The sequence below is a fragment of the Streptococcus sp. S1 genome (assembly GCF_034137685.1).
GTDB lineage: Bacteria > Bacillota > Bacilli > Lactobacillales > Streptococcaceae > Streptococcus > Streptococcus dentalis.
Genome location: NZ_CP139418.1, coordinates 555,332 through 574,407 on the forward strand (window position 1 = coordinate 555,332; position 19,076 = coordinate 574,407).

The 19,076-nt window shown below is 44.9% G+C and carries 17 protein-coding genes, 1 other RNA gene and 1 pseudogene; 17 read left to right on the forward strand and 2 right to left on the reverse strand.

All coding sequences use genetic code 11. From position 1 onward, the window contains the following. Positions 1–95 precede the first annotated feature (95 nt). The 11 genes from SM121_RS09755 to SM121_RS02855 all read left to right on the forward strand — a co-directional run bounded on the left by SM121_RS09755 (position 96) and on the right by SM121_RS02855 (position 11,311). Entirely contained in the window at positions 96–209 is a 114-nt protein-coding gene (locus SM121_RS09755; protein ID WP_455431238.1) for a YSIRK-type signal peptide-containing protein, read from the forward strand. A 75-nt stretch (positions 210–284) separates the two neighbouring features. Next, positions 285–2,492, forward strand: a complete 2,208-nt coding sequence (locus SM121_RS02810) for an alpha-L-fucosidase (protein WP_455431239.1) — start codon at positions 285–287, stop codon at positions 2,490–2,492. Between the two features lie 535 nt (positions 2,493–3,027). Further along, entirely contained in the window at positions 3,028–3,492 is a 465-nt protein-coding gene (locus SM121_RS02815) for a CtsR family transcriptional regulator (RefSeq protein ID WP_320911103.1), read from the forward strand. Then, on the forward strand, positions 3,493–5,922 hold the full coding sequence (locus SM121_RS02820; protein WP_320911104.1) for an ATP-dependent Clp protease ATP-binding subunit: 2,430 nt from the start codon (positions 3,493–3,495) through the stop codon (positions 5,920–5,922). It abuts the gene before it with no gap. Between the two features lie 9 nt (positions 5,923–5,931). Next, complete coding sequence (locus SM121_RS02825) at positions 5,932–6,420, forward strand: ECF transporter S component (RefSeq protein WP_155172714.1); 489 nt, start codon at positions 5,932–5,934, stop codon at positions 6,418–6,420. Beyond that, positions 6,398–6,805, forward strand: coding sequence for a DUF4430 domain-containing protein (locus tag SM121_RS02830; protein ID WP_155172713.1), 408 nt, complete (start codon positions 6,398–6,400; stop codon positions 6,803–6,805). The genes SM121_RS02825 and SM121_RS02830 overlap by 23 nt, the downstream gene beginning before the upstream one ends. A 167-nt stretch (positions 6,806–6,972) precedes the next feature. Then, positions 6,973–7,689, forward strand: a complete 717-nt coding sequence (locus SM121_RS02835; RefSeq protein ID WP_320911105.1) for a hypothetical protein — start codon at positions 6,973–6,975, stop codon at positions 7,687–7,689. 174 nt (positions 7,690–7,863) lie between these two features. Then, complete coding sequence (locus SM121_RS02840; protein ID WP_003012910.1) at positions 7,864–8,925, forward strand: AAA family ATPase; 1,062 nt, start codon at positions 7,864–7,866, stop codon at positions 8,923–8,925. A gap of 10 nt (positions 8,926–8,935) precedes the next feature. Then, positions 8,936–9,718 carry a nicotinamide riboside transporter PnuC gene (pnuC, locus tag SM121_RS02845; protein WP_320911106.1) on the forward strand — a complete coding sequence of 261 codons (783 nt, stop codon included), beginning with the start codon at positions 8,936–8,938 and terminating at the stop codon, positions 9,716–9,718. Then, positions 9,719–10,495, forward strand: a complete 777-nt coding sequence (locus SM121_RS02850; RefSeq protein ID WP_320911107.1) for an NUDIX domain-containing protein — start codon at positions 9,719–9,721, stop codon at positions 10,493–10,495. It begins immediately after the preceding gene. 129 nt (positions 10,496–10,624) lie between these two features. Continuing rightward, positions 10,625–11,311, forward strand: coding sequence for a YoaK family protein (locus SM121_RS02855; protein ID WP_320911108.1), 687 nt, complete (start codon positions 10,625–10,627; stop codon positions 11,309–11,311). Positions 11,312–11,503: 192 nt separating this feature from the next. Here SM121_RS02855 and dusB read toward each other — a convergent pair whose 3' ends face one another. Together dusB and hslO are read right to left on the reverse strand one after the other, a co-directional pair. Beyond that, the gene (dusB, locus tag SM121_RS02860; protein ID WP_049471951.1) at positions 11,504–12,481 is read right to left on the reverse strand and encodes a tRNA dihydrouridine synthase DusB; all 978 of its coding nucleotides are present in this window, start codon (positions 12,479–12,481) and stop codon (positions 11,504–11,506) included. Continuing rightward, entirely contained in the window at positions 12,468–13,340 is an 873-nt protein-coding gene (gene hslO, locus SM121_RS02865; RefSeq protein ID WP_320911109.1) for an Hsp33 family molecular chaperone HslO, read from the reverse strand. The genes dusB and hslO overlap by 14 nt, the downstream gene beginning before the upstream one ends. A gap of 319 nt (positions 13,341–13,659) precedes the next feature. Between hslO and SM121_RS02870 the strand changes: the two genes are divergently transcribed. The 6 genes and pseudogenes from SM121_RS02870 to ffs all read left to right on the forward strand — a co-directional run bounded on the left by SM121_RS02870 (position 13,660) and on the right by ffs (position 18,887). Continuing rightward, entirely contained in the window at positions 13,660–14,952 is a 1,293-nt protein-coding gene (locus SM121_RS02870; RefSeq protein ID WP_023919809.1) for an adenylosuccinate synthase, read from the forward strand. A gap of 208 nt (positions 14,953–15,160) precedes the next feature. Then, a complete protein-coding gene (locus tag SM121_RS02875; RefSeq protein WP_003002091.1) occupies positions 15,161–15,805 on the forward strand; it encodes an HAD family hydrolase in 645 nt (214 codons plus the stop codon). A 118-nt stretch (positions 15,806–15,923) separates the two neighbouring features. Continuing rightward, complete coding sequence (locus SM121_RS02880; RefSeq protein ID WP_320911110.1) at positions 15,924–16,214, forward strand: hypothetical protein; 291 nt, start codon at positions 15,924–15,926, stop codon at positions 16,212–16,214. Positions 16,215–16,375: 161 nt separating this feature from the next. After that, positions 16,376–17,951, forward strand: a pseudogene (locus SM121_RS02885) (ATP-binding cassette domain-containing protein). 302 nt (positions 17,952–18,253) lie between these two features. Further along, positions 18,254–18,763: a tRNA adenosine(34) deaminase TadA gene (tadA, locus tag SM121_RS02890; RefSeq protein WP_003016809.1), complete on the forward strand. Its 510-nt coding sequence runs from the start codon at positions 18,254–18,256 to the stop codon at positions 18,761–18,763. 43 nt (positions 18,764–18,806) lie between these two features. Further along, positions 18,807–18,887: signal recognition particle sRNA small type (gene ffs / locus SM121_RS02895), an RNA gene on the forward strand. Positions 18,888–19,076 lie beyond the last annotated feature (189 nt).

Consider the following 19,076-nt stretch of genomic DNA (forward strand, 5'->3'; position numbering starts at 1 on the left):
GAGAAACTAGCAAAAAACGGTGAAAAGTTCACAGGTAAAAGAAGGAGGATGGGGAAGCCCCACCCTCTTTACCTGGTGACATAAAGGAATAGAATATGAGAAAAAGATTATTTGATAAGATTGGCATTCGTAAACTCTCAGTAGGCGTCTGCTCGGTAGTCGTAGCGACTTGTTTTTTAGGTGTCACTACCAGTTACGCAGAGGAATAAGCTGAGAATAGTGAACCACGTGAAGAACGGGTTGAAACGAGCGATGTCGATCATCAAGGAAAGGAGGAGAAAACTATGAACGAGCACCAAGAAGAATCAGAACAGCCCTCACCAGCTACTAGTGAGAAAGAAAATCGCACAGTTGGCCAAGGGACAGAAGCAACCCAACCAGTCGCTTCTCTAGATGAGGAGTCTGAGATTGCGGATTACGGTCCGCTTCCTAGCAAGGCCCAAATGCAATACCATCGCGGAGAACTGGCAGCCTTCATCCACTTTGGGATGAACACCTACTACGATCGTGAGTGGGGAGATGGGCAAGAAGACCCTTATTATTTCTATCCAGAGCATCTGGATACCGATCAGTGGATCAAAACCCTGAAAGACGCTGGCTTCAAACGGACCATCATGGTCGTCAAGCACCACGATGGTTTCCTCTTGTACCCTTCTAAATACACCGACCATACCATTGCCAAAAGTGGTTGGAAGGAAGGAAAAGGCGATATCCTAGCCGAAGTTTCGGCTTCTGCTAGCAAGTATGACATGGATATGGGGGTCTACCTCTCCCCTTGGGATGCTCACAGCCCGCTCTACCATGTGGATACAGAGGACCAATACAACGAATACTATCTCAACCAGCTCAAAGAAATCCTTGAAAATCCTAAATATGGAAACAAAGGCAAATTTGTTGAAGTCTGGATGGATGGAGCGCGTGGCGATGGGGCTCAAAAAGTAACCTATACCTTCGATAAGTGGTTTGACGCCATCCGTAAAGCCCAAGGGGATATTGCTATCTTCTCAGCTGAGCCCACCAATGTTCGCTGGATAGGAAATGAAAAGGGAATTGCTGGAGATCCAGTTTGGCATAAGGTCAATCCGGATAAGATTCGCAACAATCCATCCAATAGCTATCTCAACCATGGAGATCCAGAAGGGAAACAATACTCAGTTGGAGAAGCGGATGTTTCCATTCGCTCTGGCTGGTTCTACCATGACAATCAAGAGCCTAAGTCCCTGCGTGAATTGATGGACATTTACTTCAAATCTGTCGGTCGTGGGACGCCACTCTTGCTCAATATTCCACCCAATCAAGATGGGAAGTTTGAGGACGCCGATGTGGCTCGTTTGAAAGAATTCCGCCAGACTTTGGATCAACTCTACAGCGTGGACTATGCGGCGGGCGCTTTGGTAGAAGCTGACTCGACACGGCGCAATTCGCATTACGCAGCTAGCCATTTGACAGATGGCGATGAAAAGACCAGTTGGGCACCTGCCGATGATGCTAAGACCGGCTCTTTCGTGCTCGACCTTGGAAAAGAGCAACATTTTGATGTAGTAGAGCTCAAGGAAACGATCGAGAAAGGCCAACGGATTTCTGCTTTCACCATTGATGTGGCAGTGAATGGCCAATGGGTTCCTTATGGGGCTGGCTCAACCGTAGGATACCGCCGTTTGATCAAAGGGCAACCGGTTGATAGTCGCTATATCCGGGTGTCCATCACCGATGCCCAAGCTACTCCAATCTTGAACGGAGTCTCTGTCTATAAGACGCCAGCTAGCATTGAAGAAACCGATGGCTATCCGCTTGGTTTGACCTATTATTCTGACCGGACAGCTGAGCGGGCCAATGGCCAATGGAATGAAGAGGGAGAAGGCGTTCGAGGCACCTCTATGTGGACCAAGGAAAAGGGAGCTTCCGTAACCTATCAGTTTGAGGGCACCAAGGCCTATGTGGTCGCAACTGTCGACCCTGGTCATGGGGAAATGGATATCTATGTCGATGGCCAAAAGCTAGCGACGGTCAATACCCAAAGCCCAACCCGCAAACGTAGCCAAAAGGTCTATGAAACACCGGACTTGGCAGTAGGATCTCACACCTTGACCTTGGTCAATAGCAAGGGAGATGCGATCGCAACGGAAGGGATTTATGCCCTCAATAACCAAGAAAAGGGTCTCTTTGAGTTTGCTCAGCCAACCCTAGCTGTTAAAAAAGGCGACCCAGCGCAAGTCGTCGTCAAGAGAAAAGGTGGCTCTAAAGGAAGTGCTAGTCTTAAATTGATCACAGAACCAGGAACAGGGGTTCATGGCAAGGTCTACAAAGATACCAACGTCACCCTTGAGTTCGCAGATGGCGAAACGGAAAAAACAGTCCAAGTCCCAACCCTTGATTTTGTTGGAAAAGCGAACGATGTCTATGACTTTAAGGTCAAATTGTTGCATCCAGATCAGGGAAGCCTGGTCGGTTTTATTCCAGATCTGACAGTCCAAGTGATGAACGAGGACTAGCTGCCAAAAAATCGCAAAGCAGTGGATGACCAAGAACCGAAAATGCATGATAGTGAAGGCTGGACAAAAACTGTCCAGCCTTCACTGTTTGATAGAAATAACTGTATGACGCAATGATTGAGTGCTCAAAGTACTGCTTATGAGGTGGCAGATAGGGCTTGCGAAGCAAGTTTCCTAAGTTTATGTACACCTTCCAAGTTCCAAAGACGACCTATGGTGGCGGAAACAATATTTTCTTCATTCTCAATCTTCAACAGTCTCTCAGACTGTTGAAGTTATGTAGGGTGGGAAAATTGAAAAGGTTTTGGGAACTTTTTCAACCGTTTTCAATTTTAGGAGTTCTTTCCTACTCCCTTATTTTTCTCCTTTCCTTAAGAGATTCCTATTTCCATAGAGTCTTTGCTTTATTTACAGCCGTAAAAATTGTATAATAGTCAAATAAGGTCAATGATGAGAAGGAACACTCCAAGGCCATTTTTTATGGACCAAAGAGCAGAGCATCCATCTAGAAAAAAACAAGTCAGAAAGGAGTATCATGGCAAATAAGAACACATCTGATAGCATTGAAGCTTATATCAAGGCCTTGCTGGCTCAAGCTGGCATGGCAGAGCTCAAAAGAAGTGAGTTAGCCGATGTCTTTCAGGTTGTACCCAGTCAGATTAACTATGTCATTAAGACCCGCTTTACCGAAAGCCGAGGGTATATTGTAGAAAGTAAGCGCGGTGGGGGTGGCTATATCCGCATTGGCAAGGTCCAGTTTTCAGATCACCATCAGATGCTCCAAGGCTTGGCAGCCAATATTGGAGAGGCCATCAGCCAGCAGGTCTTTAATGATATCCTCCAGATGCTCTATGAAGAAAAATTATTGACAAAACGTGAGGCTCAGCTCTTGCTTGCGACAACCTCCGATGAGGTCCTAGGTCGAGATGCTCTCATCCTACGAGCAACGATGCTGAAAAAAATCATTCAACAAGTAGATAGAAAAGGAAATACCGACTAGATGAACTATTCAACAGCACTGTTAGAAAGTATAGAAGCGGCCCAAATACTAGCAGGGCACTATCAGGGGAACACCTTAGATACTTGGCATCTCTTGACGGCTATGGCCAATAATCCCTATAGCGTGGCAGGTTCTGTACTGAACGATTATCCTATGCAGATCGATGAGTTTCAGGATGCAGCGGAGCATATTACAGGCCAAGCTTTTCAAAGCGACAATCGGTATGAAATCTTCCCATTTTCTTATCGGATGGAAGCCATTATGAAGCACGCAAGGGAGATTGCCCAGGTTCTTCATGCCAAGACCTTGGGAACAGAGCATGTGCTCCTCTCTCTTCTAGCAGACCGTGGGACCTTAGCGAGCCAAGTCATGGAGTTTGCCGGCTTTGCCTTTACAGAGCAAGACAAGGGAGTTCCTATTGCCTCTCTTCGCAAGAATTTAGAAGACAAGGCAGGCTGGGACAAGAATGATATCAAAGCCATTCGGAGCCTTTATCGGGCCCAAAATCCTAACCGCCAAACCATGGGAAATATGATGGGCATGCCCCCAAGCACCAGTGGAGGTCTTGAAGATTATACCCGTGATTTGACGGAAATGGCGCGTGCAGGCCAGCTTGAGCCTGTGATTGGTCGGGATGCAGAGATTTCACGCATGATCCAAATCCTCAGCCGCAAGACGAAGAACAATCCTGTATTGGTGGGAGAGGCAGGGGTCGGAAAAACCGCCCTTGCATTAGGTCTGGCCCAGCGGGCCGCTAGTGGCAATGTTCCAGCTGAAATCGCACAGATGCGTGTTCTTGAATTGGATCTCATGAATGTCGTTGCAGGGACGCGCTTCCGTGGGGACTTTGAAGAACGGATGAACAATATCATCCAGGACATCGAAGAAGACGGTCACGTGATTCTCTTTATCGATGAACTGCATACCATTATGGGGTCAGGATCCGGTATTGATTCGACCTTAGACGCAGCCAATATTCTAAAACCAGCCCTGGCACGAGGAACCTTGCGTACAGTTGGAGCAACGACACAAGATGAGTACCAAAAGCATATCGAAAAAGATGCAGCCCTTTCTCGGCGTTTTGCGAAAGTCACCATTGAAGAGCCAAGTGTTGCAGATAGCATCCAAATTCTCCAAGGCTTGAAAGAGACCTACCAGGACCACCATCATGTGACCATTACCGATGAAGCGATCGAAACAGCTGTCAAATATGCCCACCGCTATTTGACCAGCCGTCAATTGCCAGATTCAGCCATTGATCTCTTGGATGAAGCGGCAGCTACTGTACAAAACCGAGATTCCAATGGTCACGTAAAAGAAGAGTTGACCGCCTTGGATCGGGCCTTGATGGATGGCAAGTGGAAGAAAGCAACCCAGCTCTTAGAAGTAGAGGCCGCTCCCATTGTCTACAAAAAAGAAGTCACTGACCAAGATGTCTTGGTGACCTTGAGCCAATTATCTGGTATTCCAACTCAAAAACTGACCCAAACCGATGCCAAGAAGTACCTAAACTTAGAAGCAGAATTGCACAAGCGCGTGATTGGTCAAGACCAAGCCGTTTCAAGTATCAGTCGGGCTATTCGACGCAATCAATCAGGTATCCGTAGCAATAAACGTCCGATCGGTTCTTTCATGTTCCTAGGACCTACCGGTGTCGGAAAAACAGAGTTAGCCAAAGCTTTGGCGGAAGTTCTGTTTGATGATGAATCGGCCCTCATCCGTTTTGATATGAGTGAGTACATGGAAAAATTCGCGGCCAGTCGCCTCAACGGAGCTCCTCCAGGCTATGTGGGCTACGAAGAAGGAGGCGAGTTGACCGAGAAAGTCCGCAACAAACCATATTCAGTTCTCTTATTTGATGAGGTGGAAAAAGCCCACCCAGATATTTTCAATGTCCTTTTGCAAGTCTTGGATGACGGAGTCTTAACCGATAGCAAAGGCCGGAAGATTGACTTCTCCAATACCATTATCATCATGACCTCAAACCTGGGAGCAACAGCCCTTCGGGATGATAAGACCGTTGGCTTTGGTGCCAAAGATATTCGCTTTGACCAAGCCAATATGGAAAAACGCATGTTTGAAGAGTTGAAGAAGACCTATCGTCCAGAGTTTATCAACCGGATTGATGAAAAGGTGGTCTTCCATAGTCTCTCAAGCGAGGACATGCAGCAGGTGGTGAAAGTCATGGTCAAACCGCTCATCGCGACCTTGGCTGAACAAGGCATGACCCTCAAATTCCAGCCTTCAGCGCTCAAGTTGCTAGCAACCAAAGGGTACGATCCAGAAATGGGAGCTCGCCCACTCCGTCGTGTCTTGCAGACCGAAGTGGAGGATCAACTAGCAGAGCTATTGCTGAAAGGGCAAGCCCAAGAAGGGCAAACGATCAAGGTTGGAACGACAGCTGGAACGATCAAGTTTGAGATTGTCTAGGAGGACGTCATGACGCTTCAGCGATTAACCCGTATTTCGCTTTTGGCGGCCCTTTGTGTCGCTCTACGTCAGGCTTTTGCCCCTTTTCCAAATGTCCAACCTATTTCGGCCATCTTTTTTCTATTGGTGATGTTTGAAGGGTATAGCTTTGCTTTTCTTGTGATGATGATCACCATGTCTGTCTCCGCCTTTTTCCTGGGGATGAGCCTGATTGTGTTCTTTCAGATTGTCGCCTTTGGCTGTTTGATGGTCATTTGGCGCATCAGTTACAAGTGGTTGCCTTTTGTCCTTCAGGTCCTTTTTGTGGGCCTACTGTCCTTTGCTTATGGGGTCTTGATCGATAGTGTTTATGCCTTGATGTACCATATTCCTTGGTGGACCTATGCTTTGGTCAATGGTTTTAGTTTTAACCTTGCCCATGCTCTATCGACGATCATTTTCTATCCCATTATCTATCAAATCTTTAGGAGATTTTATGTTGAAAAAAACCATTTCTAGCTTGATGACCTTACTTGCAGCTCTTCTTTTAGCGAGTTGCGCTCCGTCTCATAGTACAAACAATCAAACAACTGCTTCTAGCAAAGAAGTTGCCAAGAAAAACGAAATTTCGATTACGATTAGTGTGACGCCAGAAGGTCAGAAAGCGCAATCAAAAACCTTGAAAGTGGCAGAAGAGAGCAACCTTATGAAAGTGCTCAAAGCCAACTACAAGATTGAAGAAAAAAATGGCCTGATCACCTCGATTGACGGTCACAGCCAAGATGAATCCAAAGGCCTTTACTGGATGTACAAGATCAATGGTGAAATGGCTCCAAAAGGTGCCACTGAAACCACCGTTAAAAAAGGAGACAAGATCGAATTCTATCAAGAAGTGTATAAATAAGAAAAGCTGGACAGTTTGTCCGACTTATTTTCTGCTAAAGTGTAGGAACTTACCTAAAACTTCTTACAACTTTCACTTTTTTATTTGAGAAACTATTGACAGCCTCACACAGCAGTGTTACAATAGTGTTACAAAATATTACAAATATTACAAATAGAGGTTCTGTTATGAAAAACAAAAAAATCATTTCCTTAGCAGCCCTGGCTCTGACAGCTACTCTTTTCCTAGGAGCTTGTGGCGGGAATAAAGAAGAAAAAACTTCAGAAGCAAGCAGTTCAAAGACCAGTCAAGTCAAACAAACCAGCTCCTCTTCTAAGAAAAAAGTAATTACTAGTAAGGATCCGATTGCCTCTTCGTCCTCTGATAGCAAATCAGAAGAAAACCATAGCGTTGGTAGCAAGACCAACCGAGATGCAGCTAGTCAAACTCCTGCTCCAGCAAAAGCAGAGACACCAGGAGCATCGGCAACAAAAGAAGTAGCTGCTCCAGCAACACCAGCGAAAGCAAAATTGCCAAGTCTAGAAGATGGTCATGCCCAGGCTAAGCAACAAGCCTCTGCTACGGAGAATGCCCAATACAAGGGAGTCTATTCTGTAGCAGCAGGGGATTTCTCTGCAGCAGCTGGGAACTGGTCTGATAAACGTGACACAGGTGTGACGATTGGCAAAGGTGGTCAAGTGACTATCCAACTGCCTGGGGGTCAACCAGTAGCCTATGGCATCAGCGGGTATAACTATACCTTGGATGACGGCCATTACCATGCTAATCTCTCGGCAGGAGATGGCTCTGCAGCGACTTTGGATATCGTAGTTGGAAAAGATGGTTCTGTATCCAGTGTGACAGTTCTGAAAGACGGTGTCAGCCACTCCCTCACTCGTGAATAAAATTCGAAAGATCTGAAAGGATCTGAAAAGATAAGCTTCTCTTTTCAGATCTTTTTTTGTTGACTTGAAGAAAAATATATTTTTTTATAAAAAACTATTGACAGATAGAAAATATAGTTTATAATAAAAACATAAAGAAAATCTATTTATAAAAAATTATAAAAAGGAGTCGGTATGAAAAAAGAAAGAATTGCCCTGGTTTTTGGAACCTTTGCGCCTCTTCATCAAGGGCATATTGACCTGATCCAGCGGGCCAAGCGTCAGTGTGATCGCGTTCGTGTCATCGTTTCCGGTTATGAAGGGGACCGTGGTGAAGAAGTGGGACTGACTTTACAAAAACGCTTCCGTTATATCCGCGAAGCCTTCTCAAATGATGAATTGACCCAAGTCTATAAGTTAGATGAGACAGAACTTCCTCGTTATCCTTTGGGCTGGGAGCCTTGGTTACAAACAGCCCTAGATACCATCCAGTATCAAACAGAGACAGAAGAGTTGATCTTTTATGTAGGGGAGAAAGCTTATAAGGAAGAGTTGGAAGCTAGAGGGTTTGAAGTTCACTTAGAAGAGCGTCGCTTCGGAATCTCTGCTACCATGATCCGGGAAAATCCAAGCAAATACTGGAAATACATCGCTCAGCCCTTCCGTCGCCAGTTCACGAAAAAAGTCTTGATCATGGGGAGCGCCAGCAACGGGAAAACGACCCTTGCAAAGGACTTGGCTCGCTTTTACGATGCACCTGTTAGTCTGGAGTATGCCCGTGAATACCAGATAAAAAACAATGTTCGCGATGATGAGCTCACGCCCAAAGATTACTATTACCTACTCTTAGGACAGTATGATCAAACCTCCAAGCTCATCGATAGTAGTGCCAATCGAGGTCTTGTCATCGCCGATACCAATTCCCTGGTAACCAAGGGTTATTACGACTACTACATGGAGGTCGAAGGCCAGGATACCGGCATGACCGATACCTTCGACAACCTCTTTGTCAGTATTCTGTCCAAAGAAAAATGGGATTTGATCCTCTTTGTCCAGCCGATCGGCTCTTATGTCAATGATGGTTTCCGAGACATGACTATGGCTGACGAAGAGATCCGCACCAGCTTTTCAAATTACCTAGACCAATTGCGTCAGCAATACCTAGGGAACATTCCGACCACTTTCCTCGCATCAGACTATCTCGGCAACTACGAAGAAGCCAAGAAGGTGATCGATGCCATCTACCAAGCCGACTAAGGAGCAGCTTATGAAAAACCTATCTGAAAAATTCGAAACTTTTAGCCAAGACTTTAAAAATGTTCACCAAGAAGCGAAAAAGCAAGGCTTTGTCAATATTATGAAACTCCTATGGAAGGACCTTTTTGTAGGACGCACGGCCTTTCAATGGATCTATCTCCTGCTTCTTTCCAGCGTTACCTTCCTCTTGGAATGGACCAATCGTACAGGACAGCATGATTGGCTGGGACTGTTTGCCTCTTGGACAGGCATTGTCTGCGTCATCCTGGTTGCCGAAGGGCGTGCTAGTAACTACCTCTTTGGAGCAGTGAATTCAGCGATCTACCTCGTTTTAGCCCTCAATAAGAACTTCTACGGGGAAGTTCTGACAACACTTTATTTCTTCATCATGCAACCGATCGGTCTCTATGTTTGGCTCTCTAATCGGATCAATGATCAAGGTAAGGTCGAAGAATCTCACTTTGAAGCCAAGAAATTGAACTTGATTGAGTGGATGCGCTACTTGGCCTTGTGTGCTGTGATTTGGATTGGTATGGGCTTTGCGTATCAGAGCATCCATAGCGCTCGCCCTTTCCGCGATAGTATCACCGATGCGACCAATGGGGTCGGCCAGCTCCTAATGACCCGCCTTTACCGGGAGCAATGGATCTTCTGGATTGCGACCAACGTCTTTAGTATCTATCTCTGGTGGGATCAGAGTCTTCACATTCAAGGGATGTACTGGGTTTACACGCTCAATAGTTTAGTGGGCTGGTACCAATGGACCAAAGCCCTCAAGAAGGAGGTGGCTTAGATGGCAAGTCTCTCAATTCCAGCAGGAATGACGGAGAAAGAGTATTTTGAGACGGTCGCTAGTGAAGTAGACTTTCTCAAGTGGTACAAGGAGCAAGACCTGCCGACTTATGAAACTCCAAGTGTCACAGCGGACATGGTGGCTTATTGTTTTGTTGAAGGAAAGCTCAAGCTCTTAGCTATTCGCCGCAAGGCCCACCCTTATCAACACCGCCTCGCCTTGGTGGGGGGCTTTGTGAACAAGGATGAAGATGCGACCCATGCCTGCATCCGAGAAGTTAAAGAAGAAGTCGGGCTCGATCTGCCAGTGAATAAGGTGGAGCAGCTCATGACCGTTTCCACCCCTGGGCGGGACCCCAGAGGCTGGGTCATTACCATCGCCCATCTGGTCTATCTGCCAGCAGAAGCAGTAGATTTAGCCTGTGCAGGGGACGATGCCAAGGAAGTCGTTTTTCTCGATGTCGATTTCAAAAAATCCCAGTGTTTGCTCGATGGAGAACCCTTAGCTGCTTCTGATTTTGCCTTTGACCACTATCAAATCATTCAAGAATCGATCAAGCGGATTCAGGGGCGTTTAGACTGGAATCCAACCTTCCTCTATCTGTTAGAGGAGCCTTTCACCGTTTATGAAGCAACCGAATTGGTCAATTTGATCAATCCAGGACGTCCCATCGTTAGCAATAACTTCCTCGTAAAATTCGGAGAATTCGTAGAAGAAGTGGGCGTCAAGCGGGTACCTAAGAAAAAACCACGCAAGACCTATCGCTTAAAACAGTAGATCGAGCGGGGTTCATTCTACCAGCCCTCCCTTACTTTTAGTAACGGAAGGGCTTTTTCTGATTTTTCCTGCTCCACTTGTGTGCAAAGTGGTATAATAAACATAATTGAGATCAAAAGAGACAAGACTATGGAAGAAAAAATAATTTTACCACAAAATACACGATTGATGGGGGCTCTGCTTGGTTTTATCGGAGGAGGCCTCGATGTCTTTTGCCACATGCACTATCGGAGTTTGGTCGCGACCCAAACGGGAAACCTCCTGCTTCTCATCGCTGATTGGCACGATCCTCGTGTCGAAAATACCATCATGCGTTTTTCATCTATTCTATTTTTCTCGATCGGCTTTTTGGTTGCCCTCCATATCAAAGAGTATCGCAAGACAGCCTTTTGGCGGACCAAGATGTTAATTCCTTTGTTTGTGGTGACACTCCTGATTCCCTTGGTGTCTGTCATACCACCTATAGAAGTTCCCTTTATTGCTTTTGGGACAGGGATGATGATGTTGACCTTTACAGGAAGCCTCATCGAAAATCACCCTTATGTGATCTTTATGACTTCCGGAAATTATCGCAAGATGCTGACGGCCTTGTACCGAATCACTCGAGGAAAGGGAGATTTGGACGAGTATCGGCGTCAGGCCATGAATTACGGGATTGTTGTTGGAAGCTTTGTTGCGGGAGCGATTAGCGTGGCCATCCTCATGCATTTCATTCACCAATGGGCCATCTGGCTGATCACAGCCAACCTCTTTTTGATCATGACCTACTACACCGCCAGAGTCAAACAACTCGGCCTGCAAACAGATAATCTATAAAAACGAGAGTGGGACAGAAATCGGTAATTCGTTAGAATTCGATTTCGTCGTCCCACCTCCGCACAGTTGAGTAGGGCTGTAAAAGCTGATGAAATCAGCGTAGTAGAGCCCACTCAACCACTGCGTCTTGCTCGACAATCCAAAAATAATTGAGAGGCTAGGACTTTTGTCCCAGCCTCGCTTTTTGTATTTCTATGCTTTTAATTGTAAGAGTTCTTCAATCTCAGCCAGAGTGCTAGCTTGGGAGATGGCGCCGCGGAGTTTGGCTGCACCTGAGGTACCACGGAGGTAGTGAGGGGCGAGCCCTCGGAATTCACGAACGGCAATGTGCTCACCTTTGAGATCGATCAAGCGTTTCAAATGTTCGTAAGCAATCTTCATCTTGTCTTCAAAAGTCAAATCAGGCAGGATTTCTCCTGTTTCAAAGTAGTGATTGATTTGGTTGAAGAGATAAGGATTGCCCATAGCAGCGCGACCAATCATGACCGCATCGGCACCGACTTCTTCGATCCGTTGTTTGGCATCTTGAACCGTACGGATATCTCCGTTTGCGATAAATGGAATCTTAGTCAGAGCTTGTGCAACCTTGTGAAGGGTCTCAAGGTCCGCATGACCCGTATACATTTGCTCCCGAGTTCGTCCATGCATGGCGAGGGCAGAGACACCCGCGGCTTCAGCAGCGAGCGCATTTTCAACTGCTAGAGAAGGGTCCGACCAACCCGTCCGCATTTTAACAGTGAGGGGGATATCAAGGACGGATTGAACCTTATTGATGATGGAGTAGATCTTGTCTGGGTCCTTGAGCCACATGGCGCCAGCCTCGTTCTTGACGATTTTATTCACCGGGCAACCCATGTTGATATCGACGATATCGGTCTTGGTATTTTCTTGGATAAATTCAGCTGCGCGTGCCAGGCTATCTTCGTCACTTCCAAAGAGTTGGATCGATACAGGATTTTCTCCTTCATCGATATGGAGCATGTGAAGCGTCTTTTCATTGTTGTACTGGATTCCCTTGTCAGAGACCATTTCCATCACAACGAGCCCTGCCCCCAGTTCTTTGGCAATGGTCCGGAAAGCTGAGTTGGTCACTCCGGCCATAGGTGCGAGGACCGTCCGGTTTGGGATCTCGACGTTCCCAATCATAAAAGGTGTATTAAGATTTGTCACGAATGAGTTCCTCCAAGTCATTTTCGTCAAAGTGGTAGTGTGTTTGGCAGAATTGGCAGGTAATCTCTGCACCGTGATCTTCATCTTTCATCTCTTTCAGATCACTAGCTGGCAGACTTGCTAAAGCGTTCAAGAAACGCTCACGGCTGCAGTCGCACTGGAAGCGAAGTTCTTCTTCAGAGAGGCGTTTGAAAGGTTCATCCCCATAGATAGTGGCAAGAAGAGCTTCAATATGGTCTTCGGACTCCAACAGTGTGGAGATGGCAGGCATTTCTTGGATGCGTTTTTCAAAGCGCGCGATTTCTTCTTCCTTGGCATTTGGCAAGACCTGGAGCAAGAAACCACCAGCCACCTTGACCTTGTCTTCGTCATCCAAAAGGACATTGAGTCCAACTGCAGATGGTGTTTGTTGGCTTTCCGTCAGATAAAAGGCCAGGTCTTCTCCGATTTCACCGGTCACAAGAGGGGTCATGGAGTTATAAGGATTTCCCGTACCATAGTCAGTGATGACCAAGAATTCTCCGTTTCCGACAAATGGTCCCACCAGGACTTCACCAGTTGCGGTCTTCTTGATATCCACTCCAGGATTTTGCACGTAGCCTTTAACATTTCCCTTGGTATCTGCCACGGTGATGATGGCTCCGAGTGAGCTAGTCCCAAGGACCTTGACCGTAATTTTAGTATCTCCTTTCTCGTTTGCTGCCAAGATTTGACTGGCAATGAGGGTACGGCCAAGTGCGACCGTGGAGCTAGCTTGTGTATGATGTTTTTCTTGGGCTGTTCGTACAGTTTCTGTACTGTCTAGTACATAGGCACGAAAAGCGCCACTTTCTGAGATAGTTTTAATAATTTTGTCCATACCTACTATTTTAGCACAAATCAAGCAAAGTGGGGACAAGGAGAGTTCCGAAAATCAGTTGCTTCAGAAGAAGAAATTGAAGTGAAGAAAATTCCGAACATTATTTCTAGAAAGAAGCAAATTCCAAGTAAAAGACGAGTTTCCTAGAGAAGTTAGGTGAAAAATGAAGAAGAAAAATAAACGATAGCCGAGTGGATCTTGAAAAAACATCAAAAATTGCTTATAATAGAGTGTAAGACAAACTTGCAGGTGAGACTCCTGCCCTTAGTTTGAAGAAAGGCATAGATAGGGAACTATCTATGGTATATGAAAAAGAATTATGACATCAGTAGTTGTAGTAGGAACCCAATGGGGTGATGAAGGAAAAGGGAAGATTACTGACTTCCTATCAGCCAATGCAGAAGTCATTGCTCGCTACCAAGGTGGAGACAATGCCGGTCACACCATCGTGATCGATGGCAAAAAGTTCAAGTTGCACTTGATTCCTTCAGGTATCTTCTTCCCTGAAAAGATTTCTGTTATCGGAAACGGCGTGGTGGTCAACCCTAAATCATTGGTCAAAGAGTTGGCTTATCTCCATGAAGAAGGAGTATCAACGGACAGCCTTCGCATCTCTGACCGTGCCCATGTCATCCTTCCTTACCACATCGAATTGGACCGTCTCCAAGAAGAGTCTAAAGGCGACAACAAAATCGGAACGACGATTAAAGGGATTGGCCCAGCCTACATGGACAAGGCTGCGCGTGTGGGAATCCGGATTGCGGACCTTTTGGACCGCGACGTCTTTGCGGAACGTCTTCGCATCAACTTGGAAGAAAAGAACCGTCAATTTACCAAACTCTATGATGCAGAGGCTCTGTCATTTGACGATATCTTCGAAGAATACTATGAATATGGTCAACAAATCAAGCAATATGTAACCGATACTTCTGTCATCTTGAACGATGCTTTGGATAACGGCAAGCGCGTGCTCTTCGAAGGAGCTCAAGGGGTTATGCTGGATATCGACCAAGGAACCTATCCATTTGTAACCTCTTCAAACCCAGTCGCAGGTGGGGTGACCATCGGATCAGGTGTCGGCCCAAGTAAGATCGATAAGGTTGTCGGTGTCTGCAAAGCCTATACGAGCCGTGTCGGTGATGGACCATTCCCAACAGAGCTGTTTGATGAAGTGGGCGAGCGCATCCGTGAAGTGGGGCATGAATACGGTACAACGACTGGCCGTCCGCGTCGGGTGGGCTGGTTTGACTCAGTTGTCATGCGCCATAGCCGTCGTGTCTCAGGAATTACTAATCTAAGCTTGAACTCGATCGACGTTCTGTCAGGATTGGATACGGTGAAAATCTGTGTGGCGTACGACTTGGATGGAGAACGCATTGATCACTATCCAGCTAGCTTGGAGCAACTCAAACGTTGCAAACCAATCTATGAAGAATTACCAGGTTGGTCAGAAGACATTACCGGTGTGCGTCATTTGGATGAGCTTCCAGAAAATGCCCGCAACTATGTCCGCCGGATCGGCGAATTGGTTGGTGTGCGCATTTCAACCTTCTCAGTCGGACCAGATCGTGACCAAACCAATATCCTTGAAAGTGTCTGGTCAAGTAAATAATTAAAAAAGAGAGTGGGACAGAAATCGGTAATTCGTTAGAATTCGATTTCGTCGTCCCACCTCCGCACAGTTGAGTATGGCTGTAAAAGCTGATGAAATCAGCGTAGTAGAGCCCACTCAACCACTGCGTCTTGCTCGACAATCCAAAAATAATTGAGAGGCTAGGACTTTTGTCCCAGCCTCTTTTTGAAAGCAGAAAGAGGAAAAAATGTATCAAACGATTTTATTTGACCTAGACGGCACCTTGACCAATTCAGAACTAGGGATTACCAACTCGGTGGCCTATGCCTTAGGAAAATATGGGATTCAAGTGCCAGACAAGAAAGCATTGAGAGTTTTCATCGGTCCGCCCTTGCAGGAGTCTTTTGAGCGCTTTTATGGATTTTCTAAGGAAGAATGTTTAAAGGCCATTGACTACTATCATGAGTATTTTTCCGAAAAAGGCCTTTATGAAAATGAGGTCTATCTAGGCGTTCCTGACTTGCTGGCTTCTCTCAAGCAGGCTGGCAAACAGTTGATTGTAGCTACGTCAAAGCCTGAAGAATTTTCCATTCAAATTCTCAAACACTTTGGTTTGTATGATTATTTTGACTTTGTCGCTGGTGCGACCATGGATAGAAAACGTAGTAAAAAAAGCGATGTTATCCAGTATGCCTTGGAGCAAAATGGGATTACAGATTTGGCGCATACCATCATGATTGGAGACAGGGAGCACGATGTGCTTGGCGCTCAAGCGCAAAAGCTTGATTCTATCGGTGTCCTTTATGGCTTTGGAAGCAGGGAAGAATTGGAAGAAGCCGGCGCCACCTATATTGCTCAAGAAGTTGGCGAAATTGCAGCTTTTATAGGATAACCTTTTCCAAAATATTAAAAGTTGGAACTTTTCTAATCTGCTGAATATTGCTTGATTTAATATTTCTATCGGTGTATGCTTACTGTAGGTTAAGTCACACAGATTAAGAGGTGATAATATGAATTTGTCACGATATATATTAAAATATAGGACTGATGATGGTACGTTGTATTTTAATACTAAAACCAATCATTCATTTTTTCTTACGAATGAATTGAATAGAGTAGTCGACAGCAATGATGTGATTAGGAAAGAGTTTCATGCTTATCTTGATAAAAATAAATATTTAAGTGAGGGTGAGTATGAGGTCGAAAAGTATCTATGTAAAAGTGTGAAGGAAAAAATTCGTAAAAATTTAGCACTTTTCGCTTTGTCAAAATCTTATAATGACATTTTAGATGTGGACTAGAAAAGAAGATATCATGAAGGTTAAAGTGAATAACAAATTCGATGACAAAATGAATGCTAAACCTAGAGTATTTAACTATAATTGTGATTGTAAATAATCACGATTTTAAATAAATTAGAGAAGAGGGTTGTGCTAGCCCTCTATTTTGATGGATGATAATTATGAGAAATATTTATAAGTACATTGATAAGAAGTATCTTTTTCCTATTTTTTAGGGCGTATTGTGAATAGTGGTTTGGTGTTGGCGCAACCTCTGATTTTAACGAAGGCCTTGAAGTTAGATCAAGACGGCCTTTCTTATGGAAAAATTCTCAATTTTGTTTTATTTGGTTTGTCTGTCTATCTTGTTATTTATAGTCTGATGCTGTTTTCAAACCATTCGCACAATATATTCCGAAGAGAAATCAACAAAAGTGTCCGTGCCCTTTTATTTAAGAAAGTCATATTGAATCCTAAATTTTCCAATGATGAAAAAGTTAGTCTGCTAACTCAAGATATGGAATATGTGGGCGATAATTATTTGGAAAATATAAATGTTATGGTGAGTTGGGGATTTGTCGCCCTTGTTACAGCCATTTATATTGTTTCACAAAATTTTCTCTTAGGACTTATTTTTGTCATTTTTACGATTATGAGACCTATTCCTCAGTTCATCATGAATCGTCGTTTACAAGATTCGGGAGACAGCTGGTCCAAGCTTAGAACGAAATTACATGGGCTTGTCTCGGATAGTATGCAAGGCAGCCAAACCTTACGGATTAATCAGGCCATGAGGCTGAATGAAGAGCGCGTGAATGATTTAAACGGAGAATATCAAAAAGCCATCCAAAGATTTTGTTTCACACATAATATTATTTTTTTCTTTAATGGATTTATGGTCTTTTTTAGTCAGGTTGTTCCTCTTGCTTTAGGCTTTTATTTGAGTTTACAGGGAAATTCTATTTCTATTACAAGCCTCATCTCTATGTATGTTGCTGCGGGGATGCTGGTAGAACCGATCCAAACTCTGATGTACAGTGCAGCCAATCTCCAAGGTGCCTTGCCGACTGCGAACCGCCTGTTTAAGATTATCGAGGAAGAACCTGATTTCGAAGAGACAAAGGATCAATTTGTTGAAAATCTCGAATCGTTGCGCTTAAATCATATTTCAAAAAGTTTTGCTGAACGTCAGCTTTTTTCTGATTTGACGGCGACGATTTCAGTAGGTCAGAAGGTCTTAATCAAAGGACCGAGCGGGTCTGGAAAGACGACTCTTTTTCGCTTGATTTTAGGAGAAGAAGTATGTGATGAGGGTGACATTTTCGTTCAGTATGATGGAAATCAAATAACGAGTCATTTCCAAGGGAATATCGGTTTAATTAGCCAGCATCCCTTCCTGTTTAACGATACTATCCGCTATAATCTAACTTTTGGTCAGCCTTTTCAGGACCATGAATTATGGAGGTATTGGACCGAGTTGGCTTAATAGATGAATTTCAGGATATTTTGAATGTAGAAATTCATAATAATGGTGAAAACATTTCAGGAGGTCAGCGTGTCAGATTAGAGTTGGCTCGTTTTCTCTTACGCGAGAAGGATATTTTATTAGCGGACGAAGTGACATCAGCTTTGGACGAAAAAAATAGTCGTCTGGTTAGAGACCTAATCTTTTCTTTGCCGATCACGGTACTAGAAATAGCCCATCATATTGATGAAGAAGAGCGCTATGACCAAATCCTTGAGTTACGTAAAGGATGAGCGATGCCACAATAGTTGGTTCTGCGACAAAGCGGATAGTAGTAAGCCAGCAATTTGTCAGATATTTTTGAGATTCTAAGTGGTGATATTTCCAAAATCATCAATACTCAGAGAACTTAAGCTTTATTTAAGATAGGCCAGCTATACTAGAAGCATAAACAAAGACCTCCTAACTTTGTTTAAACCTCCTAAACTTTTTCATAATAATCTCCCATAAGAGTCGCCCAATCGGCGGCTTTTTTTGTGAGTCGTAAGCTGCCTATGGTATAATGAACAAAGAAACTAAAAGGAAGAAGGAAGAGATGGACTACACGATAGAGGAAAAAGCGATGTTTATGAGGGAAGCCCTGAAGGAGGCGGAGATTGCCCTCGCCAATGATGAAATACCGATTGGCTGTGTCTTGGTCAAGGATGGTCAGATTATCGGGCGTGGACATAATGCGCGTGAGGAGCTGCAGCGGGCGGTCATGCATGCGGAAATCATGGCGATCGAGGAGGCCAATCAGCGTGAAAATAGCTGGCGCCTGCTGGATACGACGCTTTTTGTCACGATTGAGCCCTGTGTCATGTGTAGTGGTGCCATTGGTCTAGCTCGGATTCCCCAGGTGATTTACGGGGCGACCAATCAGAAGTTCGGTGGAGCAGGTAGTCTCTACGACATTTTGGCAGATGAACGCCTCAATCACCGAGTCGAAGTAGAAACAGGAATCTTGGAAGCAGAATGTGCAGCCATCATGCAGACCTTCTTCCGCCAAGGTCGAGAACGAAAAAAACAAGCCAAACTCGCAGCCAAGGCCGAAACACAAGAATAAAAACCGGACCTTTGCAAATCGAACAAATTATGATATAATACCTATCGGAGCAACAGTTCTGCGTGAAGCGGGTCAGGGGAGGAATCCAGCAGCCCTAAGCGAAGTGAACTGTGTGCTCTTTTTTCTATAGCTCTTAGTGAGGTAAGCCTGTAAGGCGCAACCGAACTTAGAGATATTGATCCTGAGGAGCGAAGCGACGTGAGGGCTATAGCGTAACATGAAATTAGCCTATAAGGCGCAACCGAGCTTAGAGATATTGATCCTGAGGAGCGAAGCGACGTGAGGGCTATAGCGTAACATGAAATTAGCCTGT